Annotated in this window: 18 protein-coding genes; 3 read left to right on the top strand and 15 right to left on the bottom strand. The window is 53.0% G+C overall.

What is annotated here, in order from left to right; translation table 11 throughout:
• Positions 1 to 159: 159 nt before the first annotated feature.
• Positions 160 to 1,182 carry a LacI family DNA-binding transcriptional regulator gene (locus ACFSB2_RS16290; RefSeq protein ID WP_377944147.1) on the bottom strand — a complete coding sequence of 341 codons (1,023 nt, stop codon included), beginning with the start codon at positions 1,180 to 1,182 and terminating at the stop codon, positions 160 to 162.
• A 500-nt stretch (positions 1,183 to 1,682) separates the two neighbouring features.
• Between ACFSB2_RS16290 and ACFSB2_RS16295 the strand changes: the two genes are divergently transcribed.
• Positions 1,683 to 3,425 carry an ABC transporter ATP-binding protein gene (locus ACFSB2_RS16295; RefSeq protein ID WP_377944148.1) on the top strand — a complete coding sequence of 581 codons (1,743 nt, stop codon included), beginning with the start codon at positions 1,683 to 1,685 and terminating at the stop codon, positions 3,423 to 3,425.
• Positions 3,426 to 3,533: 108 nt separating this feature from the next.
• On the top strand, positions 3,534 to 4,451 hold the full coding sequence (locus tag ACFSB2_RS16300; protein ID WP_377944149.1) for a phosphotransferase: 918 nt from the start codon (positions 3,534 to 3,536) through the stop codon (positions 4,449 to 4,451).
• Between the two features lie 102 nt (positions 4,452 to 4,553).
• On the opposite strand, the gene msrA is transcribed toward ACFSB2_RS16300, so the two are convergent.
• A complete protein-coding gene (gene msrA, locus ACFSB2_RS16305; protein ID WP_377944150.1) occupies positions 4,554 to 5,093 on the bottom strand; it encodes a peptide-methionine (S)-S-oxide reductase MsrA in 540 nt (179 codons plus the stop codon).
• A 229-nt stretch (positions 5,094 to 5,322) separates the two neighbouring features.
• Between msrA and mgrA the strand changes: the two genes are divergently transcribed.
• Positions 5,323 to 6,312: an L-glyceraldehyde 3-phosphate reductase gene (gene mgrA / locus ACFSB2_RS16310; protein WP_377944151.1), complete on the top strand. Its 990-nt coding sequence runs from the start codon at positions 5,323 to 5,325 to the stop codon at positions 6,310 to 6,312.
• Between the two features lie 199 nt (positions 6,313 to 6,511).
• Here mgrA and hmpA read toward each other — a convergent pair whose 3' ends face one another.
• The 13 genes from hmpA to ACFSB2_RS16375 form a co-directional block, all read right to left on the bottom strand.
• On the bottom strand, positions 6,512 to 7,729 hold the full coding sequence (hmpA, locus tag ACFSB2_RS16315; protein WP_377944152.1) for an NO-inducible flavohemoprotein: 1,218 nt from the start codon (positions 7,727 to 7,729) through the stop codon (positions 6,512 to 6,514).
• A gap of 269 nt (positions 7,730 to 7,998) precedes the next feature.
• Positions 7,999 to 8,187 (bottom strand): hypothetical protein, encoded by a 189-nt coding sequence (locus ACFSB2_RS16320; RefSeq protein WP_377944153.1) that lies wholly within the window; start codon positions 8,185 to 8,187, stop codon positions 7,999 to 8,001.
• 161 nt (positions 8,188 to 8,348) lie between these two features.
• Positions 8,349 to 9,809, bottom strand: coding sequence for a CoA-acylating methylmalonate-semialdehyde dehydrogenase (locus ACFSB2_RS16325; RefSeq protein ID WP_377944154.1), 1,461 nt, complete (start codon positions 9,807 to 9,809; stop codon positions 8,349 to 8,351).
• Between the two features lie 24 nt (positions 9,810 to 9,833).
• Complete coding sequence (iolB, locus tag ACFSB2_RS16330) at positions 9,834 to 10,682, bottom strand: 5-deoxy-glucuronate isomerase (RefSeq protein WP_377944155.1); 849 nt, start codon at positions 10,680 to 10,682, stop codon at positions 9,834 to 9,836.
• A gap of 55 nt (positions 10,683 to 10,737) precedes the next feature.
• Positions 10,738 to 12,600 carry a 3D-(3,5/4)-trihydroxycyclohexane-1,2-dione acylhydrolase (decyclizing) gene (iolD, locus tag ACFSB2_RS16335; RefSeq protein ID WP_377944156.1) on the bottom strand — a complete coding sequence of 621 codons (1,863 nt, stop codon included), beginning with the start codon at positions 12,598 to 12,600 and terminating at the stop codon, positions 10,738 to 10,740.
• Positions 12,601 to 12,623: 23 nt separating this feature from the next.
• On the bottom strand, positions 12,624 to 13,580 hold the full coding sequence (gene iolC / locus ACFSB2_RS16340; protein WP_377944158.1) for a 5-dehydro-2-deoxygluconokinase: 957 nt from the start codon (positions 13,578 to 13,580) through the stop codon (positions 12,624 to 12,626).
• The gene (locus ACFSB2_RS16345) at positions 13,544 to 14,476 is read right to left on the bottom strand and encodes a Cgl0159 family (beta/alpha)8-fold protein (protein ID WP_377944159.1); all 933 of its coding nucleotides are present in this window, start codon (positions 14,474 to 14,476) and stop codon (positions 13,544 to 13,546) included. The genes iolC and ACFSB2_RS16345 overlap by 37 nt, the downstream gene beginning before the upstream one ends.
• Before the next feature lie 100 nt (positions 14,477 to 14,576).
• On the bottom strand, positions 14,577 to 15,494 hold the full coding sequence (iolE, locus tag ACFSB2_RS16350) for a myo-inosose-2 dehydratase (RefSeq protein ID WP_377944160.1): 918 nt from the start codon (positions 15,492 to 15,494) through the stop codon (positions 14,577 to 14,579).
• Positions 15,491 to 16,516, bottom strand: coding sequence for an inositol 2-dehydrogenase (gene iolG, locus ACFSB2_RS16355; RefSeq protein WP_377944161.1), 1,026 nt, complete (start codon positions 16,514 to 16,516; stop codon positions 15,491 to 15,493). The genes iolE and iolG overlap by 4 nt, the downstream gene beginning before the upstream one ends.
• 90 nt (positions 16,517 to 16,606) lie before the next feature.
• Positions 16,607 to 17,164 (bottom strand): HAD family hydrolase, encoded by a 558-nt coding sequence (locus ACFSB2_RS16360; protein WP_377944162.1) that lies wholly within the window; start codon positions 17,162 to 17,164, stop codon positions 16,607 to 16,609.
• A gap of 67 nt (positions 17,165 to 17,231) precedes the next feature.
• Entirely contained in the window at positions 17,232 to 17,981 is a 750-nt protein-coding gene (locus tag ACFSB2_RS16365; protein ID WP_377944163.1) for a glycerophosphodiester phosphodiesterase, read from the bottom strand.
• Positions 17,982 to 18,056: 75 nt separating this feature from the next.
• Positions 18,057 to 19,334: a CehA/McbA family metallohydrolase gene (locus ACFSB2_RS16370; RefSeq protein WP_377944165.1), complete on the bottom strand. Its 1,278-nt coding sequence runs from the start codon at positions 19,332 to 19,334 to the stop codon at positions 18,057 to 18,059.
• A gap of 100 nt (positions 19,335 to 19,434) precedes the next feature.
• Positions 19,435 to 19,848: carbohydrate ABC transporter permease (locus ACFSB2_RS16375; protein WP_377944166.1), on the bottom strand; the 414-nt coding region annotated here is incomplete at its 5' end.

The following is a 19,848-nucleotide window of genomic DNA, read 5'->3' on the forward strand; positions in this document are numbered from 1 at the left end:
GTTTCGGCGTCGCCTGTGACACGTGTCTCACGATGTCTATACCAGGCAAACCATGACCTCTGCATCAAAACGACGTTAAAAGCCATCAACCCAATTCAAATAAAAAACCATTCAAATCATTTTTTGATGTACGTACGTCATTTTGAGGCATAAAAAATATCAAAAATAGAACTTTGCATTTTCCTTGATGACAATTTCAAGCTTCGTGATGTTTTCCTGCACGTCAATCTCCTCATTGAGCGCCAGGTAATTAAACATTTTCTTTACGGCCAAATACCCTTGCCCAACCGGATCCTGACAAATCACAGCGGTAATGACGCCTTGATTCAAATTGCGGTAAATGGCGCGATTCATATCGTGCCCAATAAGCACAGTTGAATCATTGAGGTCTAACTGTGCGATTCGATCCAATTCGGCATTTGACACATAGATGCCGTCAACAGATTTCAATTCACCCTCTATGGCCAAGAGAGAATCAGTGAGATTTTCCCGTTCCATTTTGAGCGGACCGACCATTTTGACGGCAGGGTAATCAATGAGCGCCTCGCGAAACCCTGTGATTTTCTGCTGCGATTGAAATGATGTCCAGGAATCTGTCACCAACGCAACTTTTCCAGACCTTCCAATCAGCTTGCACAGTAACTCTCCCGCCAATTTGCCTGCGTTATGATAATTACAGCCGACATAAAACAGTCTTTTGCTGGTTGGCGCATCAATGTTCAATGTACAAACCGGAAATCCCCCGTCGATGGATTGGTCTATGACGTCCACGTAAGCGTCATCCGCAGCAGGAAGCGCAATGGCGTCAAAATTTCCCGACTGCACAATGTCGCGAATGGTTTCTACATTCTTTGCAGCATCATCGTTGATGCGAATCATTTCAATGTGTAAACCATAGTCTCGTAGCTCACGATGAGCGTCCTCTGCCCCTTTTTCGACCTGATCCCAAAAATGCGTTGGGTATTCCAAAAGGACGACCGCAATGGAAAACGCTTGCTTGCGCGAAAGAAAGCTCGCAGACTTATTGACCAAATAATCGAGTTCCTGCGCAGCCTCAAGCACTTTTCGGTATGTTTCCGGCTTTACATTTCCTCGCTGGTTCAAAGCCCTATCCACCGTGGAGATGGAGAGCCCTAACTGTTCAGCAATCAGCTTTTTTGTCACTCTCGATTGTTTTTCCATTTAGCTCTCTACCCTTACGCATTTTATAAAAAACGCTTTCCCTTTAAGTTTCCTCAAGCACATCGCTGAAACGAAACTTCCCTTTTCAATATACGTCATCCGCGATGCTTTCGAAAGACCGAGACACCCCTGATCCTGTAGACACGATGTAGCGCCGCATCTGGTGCTAGTACAATTTATAATCCATGTTGATTTGCTTGTCAATCATTTATGACGTATATACATCATTTTTATGTATATCGTGCGTCATTTTTTTCTGATGGATCTCAAGTTTCTGTGACAAAAAAACTTGGCAATAGATGCGTCACGGATGGCGAAACAACAAACGTCGACCCAATTTTCAGAATATAATAGGAGCACCATCACAACAAGGAGGCAATTTGGATGAAAAAAATGACGCGTCAAACCGCACAAACATATAAGGGTGGAACACTTCTTAACATGTAAGCGGTGTACCCCTTATATGTGTTGATTTCAATCACACAAAAAAGGGGTAAATTATGCGTTTTCCAGTCAAAAGGTTTCTTTCGTATTACAAACCGTATTTGCCGCTGTATCTCACCATCTTGGCATGCGATTTTGTGGTATCCGCCGTGACTTTGGTGTTTCCACTGCTCGTTCGGTATATCACGAAAGATGTTTTAGGAGGAGACTTGTCCACTGCGCTGCACAAAGTATATTGGATTGGCGGGCTGATGCTGGTTTTGGTCGCCGTTCAAAATATCGGCAACTACTTCGTGGACTACAAAGGGCATGAAGTCGGCGCCCGCATGGAAAGCGACCTGCGCAGCGAGTTGTTCTCGCACATGCAGAAGCTTTCCTTCAGCTTTTACGACAAGGAAAAAACCGGGCAGTTGATGTCTCGTATCACAAACGACCTGTTGCTGCTCGCCGAGTTATTTCACCATGGACCGGAAGACTACGTCAAATATTTCATCCGCTTTGTTGGCGCATTTGTCATCCTGTTCTTGATCAACGCGCCGTTGACCATCGCCGTCTTCTGCTTTTTGCCCTTTTTAGCGGTCTTTGCTTTGTATTTTAACAAGGTGTTAAACAAGGCGCTGAGAAGGAACAAAGAGCGCATTGCGGACGTAAACCTGCAGGTCGAGGAAAGTCTATCCGGAATCCGCGTCGTAAAATCGTTTGCCAATGAGCGTGTAGAGATCGAGAAATTTGACCGAGAAAATCGGCGATTTTTCGATAGTCGGAAAAAAACGTACCAAGCAGAAGCTTACTTCTTCAACGGGGTTGGTACGTTCATCCAACTGATTACCATCACAGTGATCATTTTTGGGAGCGCCATTATCGTCAATCACGCCTTGGATTTGGCGGATTTGATCACGTTTTTGCTCTATATCAGCTTTATGATTGAGCCCATTCAACAGTTGTCTCACATGAGTACGCAGTTTCAAGAAGGCATCACTGGGTTCCAACGCTTCATGGAAATCATGAACTTGAAGCCGGCAATTGAAAACAAGCCGAATGCCATCACGCTGTCAGAAGTGCGTGGCGCAATTGAATTCAGGCAGGTTTCTTTCCGTTACGAGAACCATTTGCATCACGTCCTGGTCAATCTGTCCCTGCGCGTTCAACCGGGCGAGTACGTCGCATTGGTCGGGCCATCTGGGGCTGGGAAAACGACGTTATGCTCACTCATCCCCCGCTTTTACGATGTGACAAATGGAGCGGTGTTGCTAGACGGGATCGACGTCCGCGATATGGATTTACAATCACTGCGACATCACATCGGTATCGTTCAGCAGGATGTTTACCTGTTTGCGGGCACGGTGATGGAAAATATCCGTTATGGCAATCCGGCAGCGAGCGATGATGAAATCATCATGGCGGCCAAGCGCGCGCATGCTCACGACTTTATCATGAGCTTGCCAAATGGATACCACTCGGAAATTGGACAGCGCGGCGTCAAACTGTCTGGCGGTCAAAAGCAGCGCCTCAGTATTGCCCGCGTATTCTTAAAGAATCCGCCTGTGCTGATTCTGGATGAGGCGACGAGCGCGTTGGATAACCGGAGTGAGCGCGTTGTCAAAGAATCATTGGAATCGTTGGCGAAAGGACGTACGACGCTCGTGATTGCCCATCGCCTTTCTACCATCCGCAATGCCCAGCGCATTGTCGTATTGACGGAAGATGGCATTGTGGAACAAGGCACACATGATGTGTTGCTAGCCCAGGACGGCGCGTATGCACGTCTGTATTCCATGCAATTTGAATTACAAGTATAATCACATCATCGAATTGACTCTCTAAATCGGCTCTCTCCTTGACAAAAGGAGAGCAGCTGATTTTTTTGCGCCGTCGCGCAGTTCCCCAAGAAACGGAGGATATCCTTGATGGATCCCATTTGGAACGCAGAGTACAGCGTCACCGAAACACTTGCGCAATCACTCATTCAAGGGCAATTTCCAGCGCTCGCCCCCGTGACGATTTCATTTATAGACGAGGGTTGGGACAACCGTGTATTTCAGGTCAACCGGTCATTCGTGTTCCGTTTCCCCCGTCGCAAGGCGGGCGTCGATTGCCTGCTCGCAGAGCGGCGCACCATTCCAAGCCTGGTATCCAGCTTGCCACTGCCCATTTCAGCGCCAATATACATCGGTCAGCCGACCGACGCGTTTCCCTACCCATTCTGCGGATATCCGTATCTCCCTGGCCGCCCAGCATATACCCAACAGCTTGATGATGGACAGCGGAATGCGTCCGCCCCTTTACTGGCAGAGTTTCTTCGCGCCTTGCACACCTTCCCCGTCGAGCAAGCCAAGCAGACAGGCATTGCAGGAGATACCATCGGGCGAATGGATTTGGCAAAGCGTCTGCCAAAGCTCGAGGAACATCTGCATGAACTGCGCTCAAAAGGACTACTGCCTGACATCCAGCCATTCATGCCGATTCTGAATGATCTGTCAGCCATCCAGCCGGAGGCCGGACCACGCGTGGTGACACACGGAGATCTCAATTTCCGCAACTTCCTGCTTGACGAGTGCGGGGTTGTTTCAGGCGTGATCGACTGGGGCGATGTCCACCTCGGCCATCCTGCGGTCGATCTCGCCGTCCTCCACAGCTTCCTTCCGCCTGCGGGACGGCGCGCGTTTTTGGCGGCTTACGGCGCAATTGACGACGCAACCTGGCGGCTGGCTCGCTTTCGCACGCTGTACGTCACGGCGTTCCTGATACTCTATGGCGTGGATATCGGTGACACTGTACATGTGCAAGCGGGGCTGAAATCATTGGAGATGATACTGCGGACGTGATGACTTCTGGCAACCCAGTGTATACAACTACGTTTAGTTGGAACGAGCGCCGCCTGCCCCAAGCCGTTTACCAGCCTGGGACAGGCGTGCCGTGCGACGAATCTAGCGCCAGTGTGCCTGAATAAACGCATCGCGGCCAGACGCGCTACGGTATCCCTGATAATGCGAGGGATCCTTCTTGTAGAAGTCCTGATGATAGCCTTCCGCCGGATAAAACGGCCCCGCCTCGATGATCTCGGTCACAATCGGTTTGGCAAAGCGTCCGCTGGCGCCAAGCGCCTGTTTGGAGGCCTCTGCAGTTTGCCTTTGCGCTTCACTGTGATAGAAAATCGCCGTTTTGTAAGATGAGCCTCTATCGACAAATTGCCCACCAGCATCGGTTGGATCAATCTGTTGCCAATAGACATCCAGCAATTTCTCGTACGGGAAAACGGCGGGATCAAACGTGATCTGAACTGCTTCGTAGTGCCCTGTCGTGCCAGAACACACCTCGGCATAAGTTGGATTTTCCGTATGTCCGCCAGTGTAGCCGGATATGACGCTGATGATGCCTGGCCACTGGTCAAACGGCTTGACCATGCACCAGAAGCAACCACCCGCAAAAGTGGCCAGCTCGCGCTGTTCACCATGGGATTCGCTCATGTCAACACTCCCCATCTTGAAAATGAAATCGGCGCTTTGATGCCGCACCTAGCGCAAAACTCGTTCCTATTTTACACCAGGAAGCAACCACTTGCAGTGCTGATACCGCAAAGAAGATGAACACGGATATCATTCCCACTTTATCTATCGTAGAACTATCATTTTTGAAGCGGGTTCTCTATAATAAGAATAGTTCGACATATGCACTAACAAACAGGAGGTTGAACACTTGAGTTACTTAGCTAAAAATGATCGCTATGAATCGATGGTCTACAACCGCTGCGGAAATTCCGGGTTGAAGCTCCCTGCCATCTCGCTTGGCCTGTGGCACAACTTCGGCGGCATTGATACATATGAAAACGGTCGCGCCATGGTCCGCCGCTCGTTCGACTTGGGCATCACCCATTTCGATCTCGCCAACAACTATGGACCGCCAGCCGGCTCTGCCGAAGAGAACTTCGGCCGCATGATGCAAGCGGATTTGCACCCCTACCGCGATGAACTCGTCATTTCCACGAAAGCGGGTTACTACATGTGGCCTGGTCCGTATGGGGAATGGGGATCGAAAAAATATCTCATCGCCAGTTTGGATCAGAGCCTGAAACGCATGGGACTGGATTATGTGGACATCTTCTATTCACACCGGCCAGATCCGAACACGCCGCTCGAAGAGACGATGCAGGCGCTCGATCAAGTGGTGCGACAAGGGAAAGCGCTGTACGTCGGCATTTCCAGCTACAACGCAGAACAGACGAAAAAAGCGGTGGACATTTTGAACGAACTTGGAACGCCGCTGTTGATTCATCAGCCTTCCTATTCGATGCTCAACCGATGGATTGAAGATGGCTTACAAGATGTCCTCTCCGCAGAAGGTGTGGGTTCTATCGCATTTTGTCCGCTGGCCCAAGGCTTGTTGACAAACCGTTATTTGACAGGCATTCCGACCGATTCGCGCGCCGCTAAATCTTCGGGCGCGTTGCGTCAGGAAGATGTCACGGAGGCCACCATCGCCAAGGTTCGCAAACTCGGCGAGTTGGCGCAAAAACGCGGCCAGTCTTTGGCGCAGATGGCCCTGGCTTGGGTGTTGCGTGGCGGTCGAGTCACGTCGGCGCTGATTGGCGCAAGCCGTGTCAGCCAGATTGAAGAGAATGTCGCAGCTTTGAACCAGTTGGAATTTAGTGCGGAAGAATTAAAGCTGATTGACGAGATTTTGGCTTAATCGCGCAGTAAAGAGAAAAAGACCTTCCCATGGTGGGCGCGTTGGGATATTTTTAAGTCTCGGAGTGCTCTTTCATGATAAATGCTCGATAGATAGCCAAACATCTGGCTTCAGATCAGAGACTCGAAGGGGTCAACCAATCCAGTAACTGAACTGGTTGACCTCCGAACGAGCGCATATTCGCGCGTCAATAAGCCGCTTAGTCTGTGAGGCTGCCTTGGGGACCAAAGAATTCGTAATGAATCTGGTCATCTGGAACGCCCCATCCTTTGAGCGCCCGATACATCGCCTTCATAAAAGGCGTGGGCCCGCAAAAGTAGAAATCAGAGTCTGCGGAAACAACTTGCTTTAACCAATCGAGATCGATAAACCCTTCTTTGGAGAAGTGTTTATGTGCTTTGTCCTGTTCAGTCGGCTTTTCGTAAACGACATGGTAGTTCAGACTCGGGTTCGTCTCTGCTAACGTGTTCAAGTCCTCCTGTAATGCATGGAACCCACCGTGAATGGCCGCGTGAACATATGTTACAGAGTGACCAGGTTGTTCTTGTAAAAGCGTCTTGACCATACTGACCAACGGTGTCATACCGACGCCACCACTCAAGAAGACAACCGGTTTATCAGCCGGCTTTTTCATCACAAAATCCCCAGAAGGCGCACTCACATAAAGTACGTCTCCTTCGTTTAGATGATTGTGAAAATAACTGGAAACCAAACCAGCTGGAATATCCCCTCGTCCGTCTTCGCGTTTCACACTAATGCGATAATGCCCCTTGCCAGGCGCATCTGACAAGCTGTAGTGGCGGCGTTGAGTGTATGTTTCACCTGGAATATCAACTTTGAAAGTTAAGTATTGCCCAGGAAGGAAATCTGCAATCTCCTTGCCGTCCTGCGGAACCAAGTAAAACGAAGAAATGACATCACTTTCAGGTACCTTTTTTTGTACAACGAACGGTCGAAAACCGCTCCAACCGCCTTTTTGGGTCTCTGCCTCGCGGTACATTTCATGTTCAACACTGATGAATGCATCCGCAATTACACCGTATGCCGCAGCCCACGCATCTATAATTTCATCTGTTGCTGCATCTCCGAGCACTTGTTTAATCGCTTTTAGTAAGTTTTCACCTACTATTGGATAATGCTCTGGAAGAATGCCAAGAGCGCGATGTTTATAAGAAATCTGCTTCACAGCGGGAAGGATATCTTCCAAATGATCGATGTGGACTGCGGCAGCGTATACAGCGTTTGCCAACGCGGTTTGCTGATCGCCTTTTCGCTGATTCATTTTGTTAAAAATGTGAAGCAACTCCGGATGGCTATCGAACAAAAGTTGATAAAAGCGGGTTGTAATCGCGGTTCCATGGATCTCGAGAACTGGAACGGTCGCCTTGATAATGTCCCTTTTTTCCTGACTGAGCATTTGTACGCCTCCTAGATACGCTACATGTGGTTCAGTTGCCATTATAATAGCGTTAAAAGCTAAAAGATGTATATAAATTGCATCTTTTGTGACTATTTTTTGGACGATCGTATTTTCCGTGAATCGGTCTGAGAATATTCGATGGGGTTGACTGTCGTCGGCATGTAACGAAACGTCTTGGCGTGGGGTGTGGCCGGGGGCGTATCATAAATATGATTGGCGTGCCGCAAGACACGCCAATCATTCTTCAGAACAGCCAAGAAAGGTGCTTATGACTCTTGCTGCTCCGATTTTTTGCTCTGGAGCTTTTTCATTTTCTCAATCAACGCTTGTTTCTTGTCGTCCTTCACTTGCGCTTCAGACGCATGTTGATTGTTATAGGACTTATTCCGGGCTCCACCGGCGAAACCTGAACCGGATAAATTGGGTGGGCGCTTGCGATTTTCCGCTCGTGGCACAATCATCCCTCCTGTCGAATTCATGCTCTGGCCTTGTGAAATGGCTTTTCACAAGGCCAGAGAGAACGGCTACACTGATCTTAATTGTCGCCAGCAGAAGGGTCAAGCAAAGAAATGCGCAATCATCGTCTGCTTGAGGAGACGAAGCTTGCCGCTGCCCATCAGTACCTGGCTGTGACCATCTTGCGCCGCGTATAAAATTCAATGCCGTCGCGACCGTTGACATGCAAATCCCCGTAAAACGACTTCTTCCAGCCGGAGAACGGGAAGAAGGACATGGGCGCGGGCACGCCAACATTGATACCCAGCATTCCCGCGTCGATCTCCTCGCGGAACTGGCGAATCGCCTTCGCGCTGTCTGTATACATACAAGCGCCGTTGGCAAATTCTGATTTGTTGGCGATGGCGATGGCTTCATCTAGACTCCCTGCGCGAACGACAGATAAGACAGGCGCAAAAATCTCATCCCGCCAGATTTTCATCGTGGAATCGACGTGATCAAAAATCGTCGCTCCGACAAAGTATCCCTGTCCATCCGTGCCGGGGTCTTTGCGGCCATCGCGCAAGAGGGTCGCCCCTTCGGCTTCACCAGTCGCAATGTAATCGAGCGTGCGCGCTTTGTGTGTATCGCGGATGACCGGCCCGAGAAATACGCCATCTTCCAACCCATCACCCATGACGATCTCGTCGGCGGCCTTCACCAGTCTGTCCACCAACTCGTCGGCGATATCTCCGACCGGCACCACGACAGAACAAGCCATACAACGCTCTCCGGCGGATCCAAACGCGGCGCCGATGATGCCTTTGACCGCTTCGTTCAAATCGGCGTCCGGCATGACAATCGTGTGATTTTTCGCGCCTGCTAACGCCTGTACGCGCTTGCCATGTTCCGCAGCCGTCTTATACACATATTCCGCCACAGGTTGTGAACCGACGAATGAAACGGCTGTAACACCCTCGTGCGCCAAAATGCCATTGACCACATCGTGGGCGCCATGCACGACATTGAGCACGCCATCTGGCAATCCAGCTTCTTGGAACAGTTCAACCAGTCGATTGGCGCACAGCGGCGTCCGCTCTGAAGGCTTGAGGACAAACGCATTGCCGCAGGCAATGGCCAGAGGAAACATCCAGCAAGGCACCATCATTGGGAAGTTGAACGGTGTAATTCCGCCTACCACACCAACGGGATAGCGATACATGCCAGACTCCATATCTGTCGCAATGTCTGGGAGTTGGCTGCCCATCATCAGCGCAGGCGCACCTGCTGCATATTCGACACACTCAATCCCTCTTTGCACTTCACCGTAGGCTTCCTTAAAGCTCTTGCCGTTTTCCAGCGTGATCAAACGCGCCAGCTCTTCCCAATGCTCTACTAGAAGTTGTTGGTAGCGAAACAAAATCCGCGCCCGTTTGGGGACGGGCGTCTTGCTCCACTTTTGAAATGCCGATTTCGCCGCCGCTACGGCCGCATTCACATCTTCCTTGCCAGCCAACAAAATCTCAGCGAGCGGCGCGCCTGTCGCTGGGTTGGGCACGATCACCCGTTCGGTGCCCGTCGAATCCACCCATTGTCCGCCGATAAAATTCTTGAGCGTCTGCACATTTGTCGATGATGTCATCCGATCCGCCCCTTTATGCTTCATTCAGCGCTTTGCGCCATGTTCCACCGTGCCCATGATGTTGCCATCTTTTGGCGCGATATGCCGATAATCTTCGTCAATCGTATATTTCCAAACGCGGCCATGTCCTGCCATCACGTTCAAATAGTACGTCGTAAATCCTGGCGGCGATGCCACGGGATGATATCCCTTGGGCACCAGCACCACATCGCCATCAGACGGTGTGAGCACCGCGTTGAGGTCCTGTTTGTCATAGACGCGCTGCAGGGCTTGGCCATGCGGCGGATCGATCCGATAATAGTACGTCTCTTCGAGATACGACTCTTGCGAGGGGATCTCCTCGTCATGCTTGTGCGGCGGATAACTGGACCAGTTGCCTGCCGGCGTGACCACTTCCACCAACAGCAGTTTCTTGGCCGGATGATGCTCATCCAGCAGGTGATGAATCATGCGGGTGGTGGAACCTTCTCCCCGTCGTTCAAAGGCAATCTCCTCTGCGCGCACATGTCTGGCTTCGCCCACGCCCTCATCGGCGACAGAGGTGGCCACGGCGACTTCTGCGGCGACAGATGCCTGGAAGCTCACCGGCTGTCCAGGTGGACAATAGACAAACTCAGGTGGCAGCTCGGAAAATACGGAATCTCTCGAGCCGACCGCCGGGAATTGGTGTTGCCCCACAGTTACGTCGCACTTGCCTTCAAGCACGATGACCGCCGTTTCTTTGTCCGCTGTCGAGACGGTCACCTTCTCCCCCGCCTTGAGCCGATACACCTCGAAACCAATGTAGGTCCACCCCGCAGATTCGGGCGTCACCTGCACGATGGGCGTTTGCCCCTGCGTTGACCGCGCTGCGCAAACCAACAACTCACTCATTCAATCACCCCTCTGATAGATATACATGCGTAAGCCAATGACCGAATCGTTTCGCTCAATACTTGGACGCCTTCGCAATCATCGTCTGGGCATCCGTCCAGGCAGCCTGCACTTTTTCGTTCTTGGAAACCTCCGCCACGCCAACGCGCCACCAGGACTCGTAATTCCCCGTCCCTGTGTCTGGCAACACTTTGATATCAATCAGCACGGACTGCGTGTCTTCCTTCGCCGCCGCCAAGGCAGACTGCAGCTCTGCGATGGTTTTTACCCGATAACTCTTGCAGCCAAGGCTCTCCGCGTGTTTGGCGAAATCAATCGGCACATACGCGCCCGTCAACCGGCCACTCGATTGATCCCGATAGCGCAATTCGTTGCCAAACCCGTTCGATCCATGGCCGCGCTGCAAATTGTGAATACATTGATAACCCGAGTTATCAAGCAGAATGATGGTGATCTTCTGGCCTTCCTGCAAACTGGTCACAAGTTCTGAGTGCAGCATCAAGTAGCTGCCATCCCCGACCAACGCGTACACATCGCGCGCTGGATCAGCCAGCTTGACGCCAAATGCGCCGGCGACCTCGTAGCCCATACACGAAAACCCATATTCCATGTGATACGACCGCACGGCATTCACGCGCCATAGACGATGCAAATCCCCCGGCAGACCGCCTGCAGCCGCGACAATCACCGCGTCTTCGGCCAACGTGTTGTTGATTTCCCCAATCACCGTCGTCTGCACAAGCCCGTCATCATGTGTCAATCCGTACAAGCGGTCGATCTCGTCATTCCACGCTTGCCGTCCGGCGCGGATGTCCGCCTCCGCATGGGCGGAGTGGTAGCCGCTGTTTTGCAGTTGTTCCGCAATCGCGGTCAGCGCTTCGCGCGCATCAGCGAGCACTGGAATGGCGTCCATTTTGACGGCATCCATCGCTTGCACGTTGATAGAGATGAGCGGCACATCAGCGGCAAACGCCGTTTTGGAGGCCGTTGTAAAGTCGGCCAAGCGCGTGCCCACGGCAATGACGAGGTCCGCCTCTCGCGCTAAGCGGTTGGCGGCTAAAGAGCCGGTAACGCCGATGGCGCCCACATTCCATGGATGTTCCCACAAAAGCGCGCTTTTGCCAGCCTGTGTCTCTGCGACCGGAATGCCGAAAGATTCAGCAAACCCAGCCAGTGCATCTGTCGCCAGCGAATAATGAACCCCGCCGCCTGCAATCAGAAGCGGGCGTTTTGCGCTGCGAATCGCCTCTACGGCGCGCGTCAAAGCCCCGGCTGCAATTGGGCGGCGTTCGATGTGATGCACGCGTTTTTGGAAGAACGAAACCGGGTAATCATACGCTTCCGTCTGGACATCCTGGGGCAATGCCAGCGTCACAGCGCCTGTGTCCGCAGGGTCCACCAAGACGCGCATCGCCTGCACAGCGGCGGTCATCAGTTGTTCTGGGCGCACGATCCGGTCAAAATAGCGGCTGACCGGCCGAAATGCGTCGTTTGCCGAAACCGTGTAATCTGAGGGCACCTCTAACTGCTGCAAAACCGGATCAGGCTGGCGACAAGCGAAGTTATCTCCTGGCAAGAGCAGCACGGGCACGCGGTTGACCGTGGCGGTGGCCGCCGCCGTGACCATGTTTAACGCGCCTGGTCCAATCGACGTCGTGCAGGCGTAAATCCCCAAACGATTTTTTTGTTTGGCAAACGCCGCAGCGGCGTGCACCATCCCTTGTTCGTTATGCCCTTGAATATAGGTCAAATCCAGTTCTTCATCTTCTAGCGCTTCCCCAATGCCTGTGACGTTCCCATGGCCGAAGATACCCATGACACCGTGGACAAATTTATATTCTTGTCCATCGACTTCCACGTATTGTTGATCCAAAAAATGCAACAGGGCTTGCGCCATCGTCAGACGAATGGTTTCCATTTTTATTCACGCTCCTCACCGTGTCAGCTGGTTGTCGTTCCAGCGCTCGCCACAAGCGACTCGACCTCAGAACGGGTGGGCATCGCCTCGGAACAACTGTGGCGCGAAACGACAATGGCCCCCGCAGCAGCCGCATAATGCAGACGCTGTTCCACTGACCACCCTTGCAAAAGGCCAAATACATAGCCTGCGCCAAAGCCATCGCCCGCGCCAAGTGTATTGAGCACCTGTACGGAAAACGCAGGTACGCGCCGCGTGCCCTCTGGTCCGAAGTACAAAACACCGTCGCCGCCTCGTTTGGCAACAACCTGTTTGGGACCGTAGCCGAGCAGGCGTTCACTCGCTTCAACTGCATCCGCCGATTCGCCGACAAACGCCAGTTCCGGTTCGTTGGCGATGACGACGTCGCTCTGTTGAATGGCCAGGCGGTAATAGAGCCGCGCCTCGGCTTCATCGCGCCAGAAGTCAGGGCGCCAGTCGATGTCCAGCACATTCACGCCGCCAGTCCGACGGTTGTGTTCCAACGCCGCCAACGTCGCCTCGCGTCCAGGTGAAACCGCAAGCGACGTGCAGGCGACCACGAGGACTTTGGCTTCGCCAATCGCGGTGAAATCGAGATCAGACAATTGCAAATTGGCATCCGCGCACGGTTTGCGGTAAAACAGCACAGTGGAATCGCTCGGCGGCGAGATGGCTGCAAAAGCAAGGCCCGTCTGGTAGACGTCATCGTCCTTGACCATCCGGGTGTCAACCCCTTCGCGCGCCAATACTTCGCGGAGAAATTCGCCGTGTCCGTCGCTGCCCACCCGACTGATGAGCCCGACATCGGCGCCGTGGCGCGCCAAACCGACGGCTGTGTTCGCCGCGGAACCGCCGAGATACTTGCGAAAAGAAACGACATCCTTCATGGGGACGCCAATCTCGTTGGCGTACAAATCCACAATCAACCGACCAAGTGTGTAGACTTCAGGCCGTCCCACAGAACCACCTCCTGTTCTTCTTCGTACACAGCGGCAGCCAGCTTGCTCGCCACCACAACCGGATCCACATCATCTTCCGGGTACAACACCCCGCGCCCAATCATCAAACCGCGCACGTTCGGACCAGCGGCCAGCGCCTCCGTGACATTGGCGACCAATTGTTCTGTCGTGCCAGGATTGCCGCCGCCGAGCAGCACAATCGGGCATGTCGTCGCCGCCGCGACCCGCGCCATGTCCCCAACCATCGGCAACTTCAGCCAGCGATGCGCGCTGCTGTAGCCCATCGCCGAAGCGACCCCGACCAAGCGGACGAGATCGTCGGTGGAGCCGTTCGTGGTCAGCGGTTCGAGAAAACAGGGCAAATTGTGATCTTCGAGCACATTTAGCGCATCGACACAGTACTGCATCGTGCGCAGGGAATCCCGGCTGTCGGGATCTAAGCGAAACAGCAATTTGCCCGCATCCAGATGCAGCGCTGCAATGGATTCGGGCGTATAGCCTGTCACCACATCGTCCAGCTCAAATACCGTGTTGGCCAGACCGCCGCGATTCATCGATCCGACGAGAATTTTCCCATCGATAAAATTCGGTCCGCCCGCCTCGACCACCAGATGGTTGAGCAGCAGCACTTCTTCGATGATGTCAGGGGTCGCCAACAAACCATTGACAAAAGGCTGCATGAGCACACGCGCGACCCGCGTCAAAAGTTCTCCTCTATCCGCCATCGCCCACGGATTTTTGCCTGCAGCCACAACGCGGCGCGCAGGGTGATCAATGGCCAGCAGCACAAGCTTTTCCGCTTCCCAATGCACCCTGCGCTGCCGTCTCTCCAGCAGCGTTCGGCAAAGTTCCGGTTGCGCCAAACGCAGACGGAGAATCGATTCCGTCACCTGCATGACCAACGCCTTCCTTTCTAGACGAAAGCGCGTAAATGTTACGCGCGTATCCTGCAAATCAAGTTGATGCCCTGGTGCGAAACGCATCACGCATGGCGTTCTAACACGTATACATCAACTTTTCCAATGTCGTTTTGGCCGCCGTTGCATAGGCCACCGGCTCTGCCAATTGCGGATTTTGCTCCGCTTCAATGACCATCCAACCTTGGTAGCCCAATTCGCGCAACTGGGTCACAATGGCTTCAAAATCGAGACATCCATCGCCAGGTGTCGTGAACAGGCCATGCCGCACAGCGTCAATGAACAGCGCCCCTGTCTCGCGCATCTCATCGAGCGCGTTTTGGCGAACATCCTTCAAGTGAACACAGGCGATGCGCCCAAAGTATTTGCGCAAAATGTAGCGTGGATCTCCACCGCCAGCGTAGATGTGGCCTGTGTCAAAGACGATGGACACCAAGTCTGGATCTGTCATTGCCAGCAAGCGTTCAATCGCCTCCGGCCGCTCCACATTCGTGCCGACATGCGGATGATAAGCCAGGCGCATGCCCTGCTGGCGCGTGTACTCACCTGCCCTGTGCAAGCCCTCGGCCAATGAACGCCAAGCTGCATCGTCATACGGCGCCACCACCTGCCTCGGTTGTCGATCCCAATGAAGGCTACCACCCCCGTCGCACACCACCACATAGTCCGATCCCAACTGGCGCAGGGATTGAACGTGCGCTTGATAGGAAGCGAAATCGGCGGCAAAATCAACGCCCGTACTGAACAGCACCGTCTTCCACGCGCCTGTGAGCACCATCTTGTACTCTGCGAGCAAATTGCGCAGTTCCACCGGATTTTCAGGAAATTTGCGGCTCATCTCTGTGCCGCGAAACCCGAGTTTCTGCATGTCGGACAGGACCGTGCGAATCTCGTATTCGTCGCCGAGATCGAGCATGTCGTTGTTGATCCAGTTGATGGGTGAGATGCCAAGCTGCACGTTGTACATTGGGGGTAACGTTTTGTATTGTCCGCTCAACTGACGTTCACCTCATTTAATCCTGGCACAGCGACCTCGCGTTTTTCTTGATAGGAACGCTTGGCGGCGGTGGCGATGGCCAAGGCCTGATATCCGTCGCGAACACCGACACTGGGGCGCTCGCCCTGTTGCACACACTGGATAAAGGCGATGAGTTCATCGACATACGCCTCTTTAAACCGTTCGATGAAACCAGGCAGAATCTCGTAGTTGCTTCCGCGATTGGATAGGAGTGTGACATTCTGCTGGCGCAAGCCTGACACCACCAGTGTCCCCTCGGTGCCGAGGATTTCCGCGCGAATGTCATAGCCATAAAACGCGTTGCGATACGCCTCGATATCCCCGGCTGCACCACCTTCAAAGCGCAGATAGCTCAAAGCTTGGTCTACGTCGTTGTAGCGGGCCACCTCTTTGGAATACAGTACAGAGCCCACGGCCGACACCGAAGTGACTTCGCGTTCCATCATAAAGCGCGCAATATCGTAATCGTGGATGCTCTGATCCGCAAAAATGCCGCCGCTGGCTGCCACATACGTCTCAGGCGGCGCCTGAGGATCTCGACTGATTCCTTTAAAATAGAGCGGTTCCCCGATGGCGCCCGCAGCAATCTGCGCTTTAGCCGCCTTGTACGCGGGGTCAAACCGCCGCATGAACCCGAGTTGACAGAGGATGCCTGATGCTTCCACCGCATGGACGGTCGCCGCGGCCTCTTCTAAATCGAGCGAGACTGGCTTTTCCAAGAACAGCGCCTTGCCACTCTCTGCCACTTTTTTTGCGAGTGTCGCATGCGTGCTTGTCGGTGTCACGACAAAAATCGCATCGATATCTGTTGCCGCCAGCAATTCATCTGGTTCCGTGCTCCACCTTTGCACACCCAATTCACGTGCGGTCTTTTCTGCCAACTCCGGCACACTGTCCAGTACGGCCACCAATTTGGCCCCTGGAACCCGCGTGGCCAGATTGATTGCATGCTGGTGCCCCAAACGACCCAGCCCAAAAACTGCGCAACGCACAGCATCCATCTTTGTCCGCCCACCTTTTGATTCAGCTTCGCCAGCACCAGCGAACCAGTGCTGTATTCACCACACACATCTGAAAAAATAATTGAAAGATTAGGACATCCGCTTCTCCACAAGCAGTTCGTTCGAGTTGGTCGTCGTGACCGACAACCATTCCGTTATCGCGGCCATCACTTCTGCTGGTGTCGTACATGTGTAATCCGCGCACGCTGCATCTTCCGGTACGGGATACCGCTCGTTCCAATGAAACCACAGCGTCGTCAAGCCCCTTGCTTTCGCTCCACGGATATCTCGTTCATAGTTGTTGCCGACCATCATGGCCTGTACAGCCGTATCTGCCGTCAACCCATGCTTTTCCAAGGCATCTTCAAACATCAGGGGATGCGGTTTTTCGACACCCAACTCCTCCGAGATGGAAAATGACTCGAAGAGATCATAGAGTCCATGCTGCAAAAGGACATTGCGGTATGTTCCCGGACGCGTATCTGCCACGATGCCACAAGGTACACCACGCGACGAGAGATCAAGCAAAAGGGCTTTCATGCCGGGAATCAAATCCGCCTGCAAAGTCGTTTGGCTGTCATCTTTGATTTCGCTTTCTTCCACCATAATTGTATCGCCCAAATCAAACAAAACAACCTGTTTCGCCAATGACACCGACTCCTTTTTACGTCATTGATTTGCTGAACCGATTATACAAATGGGCAGACGCGCACCTCTATTTCTCTCTTGTATGCGCGAGAATTTCAGAGATACAGTTGGTATCCACCAGGTCCACATTCAACTGTTGCGCCAGTTCCCATTGATTCACATCATCAATCAAGCTGGCGTGCACCAGATAATTGTGCGCGTGACATGCCTCCACCGTTTCCGCTGTCAAATGATACCAGGGTTGGTTGACGCCATCGGCGCCGACCTCAGCGACGTATGCAACGGTATCGTAGAGGCGCGCATTGTAAGTGACACAGGCCCGAATCTCTGGGGCGAGGCCTTTGGCCCGCGCAATGGCGACGTGATCGAACGACATCAATAGCGCCTGGTCTTGCATGCCATGGGCTTTCACCTGTTCGATGACACGCGCTTCCAACTCGGGATAGACAATGGGGCCGTGTTTCAGCTCAACATGGAGCAAGCACGTGCCTTTGGCGAGGTCTAGCACCTCTTCAAACAGCGGAATCTGCTCATGCGCAAATGCAGGCGAAAACCAACTGCCTGCATCAAGCGCCCGCAATTCTTCCAATGTGTGATCCCGTACAAGCCCGTGTCCGTTGGTGGTGCGGTTCAACATGGCGTCGTGAATGACCACCACATGACCGTCGGCGCTTAACTGCACGTCCAATTCCAGCGCGGTTGCGCCCAAAGCAATGGCCTGCCGGAAAGCGGCCAGCGTGTTCTCTGGCGCGGTTTGACTCGCGCCGCGGTGCGCGCCGACAATCGGCTTTGCAATCGGCAACGTAAAATTCTCCATGCGCTTCCTCCTCATGACCTCATGAAAGCTTCTTTACATGATGAAGCGTCTTGCACGACGATCCCGATGGACGATTTACTTGGCAAAATAAATTGGGTTGCTCATGCCCACCAATAACATGTCATTCACTTCAGCAAAATGCCGCCATATCTCCACGCGCCAGAAACGTTTTCCATTCGCCGACCACTGCTTTTGCCAAGCCTGCTCTCCTGGCTGCACCGTGTACGTTTCCGCCACGCCCTGTTCGGAAATCAGCTTGATGATGTCGCCTGGTTGAACATGCGCGACGGTCAAAGCAATTTCTGACTGCTGCCTGTTCGGCACCAAATCGCCCATCATATGGTCGCCGCATGTCAGTTCCAACGTGGGGCCTTCTGGACTGAAACTGATAAAAGCGTGTCCTTGATTGATGGCATGGAGAATCGCGTCCACCGTGCGCGACGGACTCTTGACCCATGTGGTCGGCACGCCGTGTCGCACATAGGGATGTTCGCGATGGGTGTCACTCCCGCCAACCGCGACAATGCGCTTGCCCGCTGCCAACATGTCCTGCCACAGTGCCAGACTGGCAGCATTGCAGGCGCGCCACGGGCCATTCCAAACTTCCAGCCAGTCAAATGGCACATCATACCCCCACTGCCACTGACAGCTCGGTCCGGTATCGTCGAACGGATGATTGATGGCAATGAATGCGCCCCTGGATTTGGCTTCCTTCAGCAAGCGCTCGACATCGGAAACGTCTTGAACCCGAAAGTCGTCACAAGGTATGGGCACGCCAAACAAATTGGCATGACCGTGATAAGTGGTCAATTCCATTGCTGGAATGTAAGTGACCGGAGATTCTTGCGGATAGGAGAAATTCTGGCTGACCGTGTTGTGATCCGTCAGACCGACATAATCAAACTTTCTCGCCTTGGCGATCTCGTCTAGCTCTGCGAACGTATACGCCCCATCGCTGTGGACCGTATGCAGATGTAGATCTCCTTTCACCCACGCATCCTGATGCGGAACGAGGGTGATATCCGCTTCTACATGCGCCCCTGCTTCACTGATGGTGTACACACCCAAGATGACCGCCCAGCGACCTGGTGGAATATCGCCTGCGAGATACCCAGGTGTCGCGCTGTCCAGCGCGATGCGCAAATCATATTTGGTGCTGCCGCTCCACCCGCGCACTTGAGCGGGATCGGTCAAACCGACATCAATGATGCACGGCTTTTTCGCATGCGGCTGCACTGTGATTTGAATGCGAATCTCACCGATGTTTTCTGGCACCTCAAAGGGCACTTCGACAAAATGACCTTCATCCGACTTGTGAATCTCCACTGCATAATGACTTACTTCCGCTGCCAAAGTGGCACCTCCTGAATCATGGACAATGAAGCGATCCGGTTGCGTGCACCAACCCCATTTTCATCAGGGCAGTTGGTGCAAATGTGTGATGCATGTCTGCCTACTCTTTGCTGGCACCCAAGAAAATCCCTTTGACAAAGTACTTCTGAACAAACGGATACACCAAAATCAACGGGAGAACCGCAATGATGATGCCCGCCATCTTGACATTCGTCGTGACGAGATTTCCGCTTGAAGTAGACGAGCCCTGGTCGACCAAACCGTACAATGCGACCTGAAGCGTGTCTTTGGCCGAATTATTGATCAAGAGCAGCGTGGTCAACAGGTTATTCCAACGTCCGACAAACTCAAACAGGGTCACTGTAGCCAGACCTGCTTTAGAGAGCGGGAGATAAATGCTCCAAAAGGCGCGAAATTGCCCTGACCCGTCTATTTTTGCGGCTTCTAAAATGTCCATAGGTATCGACTGGAAAAAGTTCCTCATGAGGAGAATACTAAATCCTGAAACAGCGCC

Origin of the sequence: Alicyclobacillus fodiniaquatilis (assembly GCF_042678105.1) — a bacterium.
Lineage (GTDB): Bacteria > Bacillota > Bacilli > Alicyclobacillales > Alicyclobacillaceae > Alicyclobacillus > Alicyclobacillus fodiniaquatilis.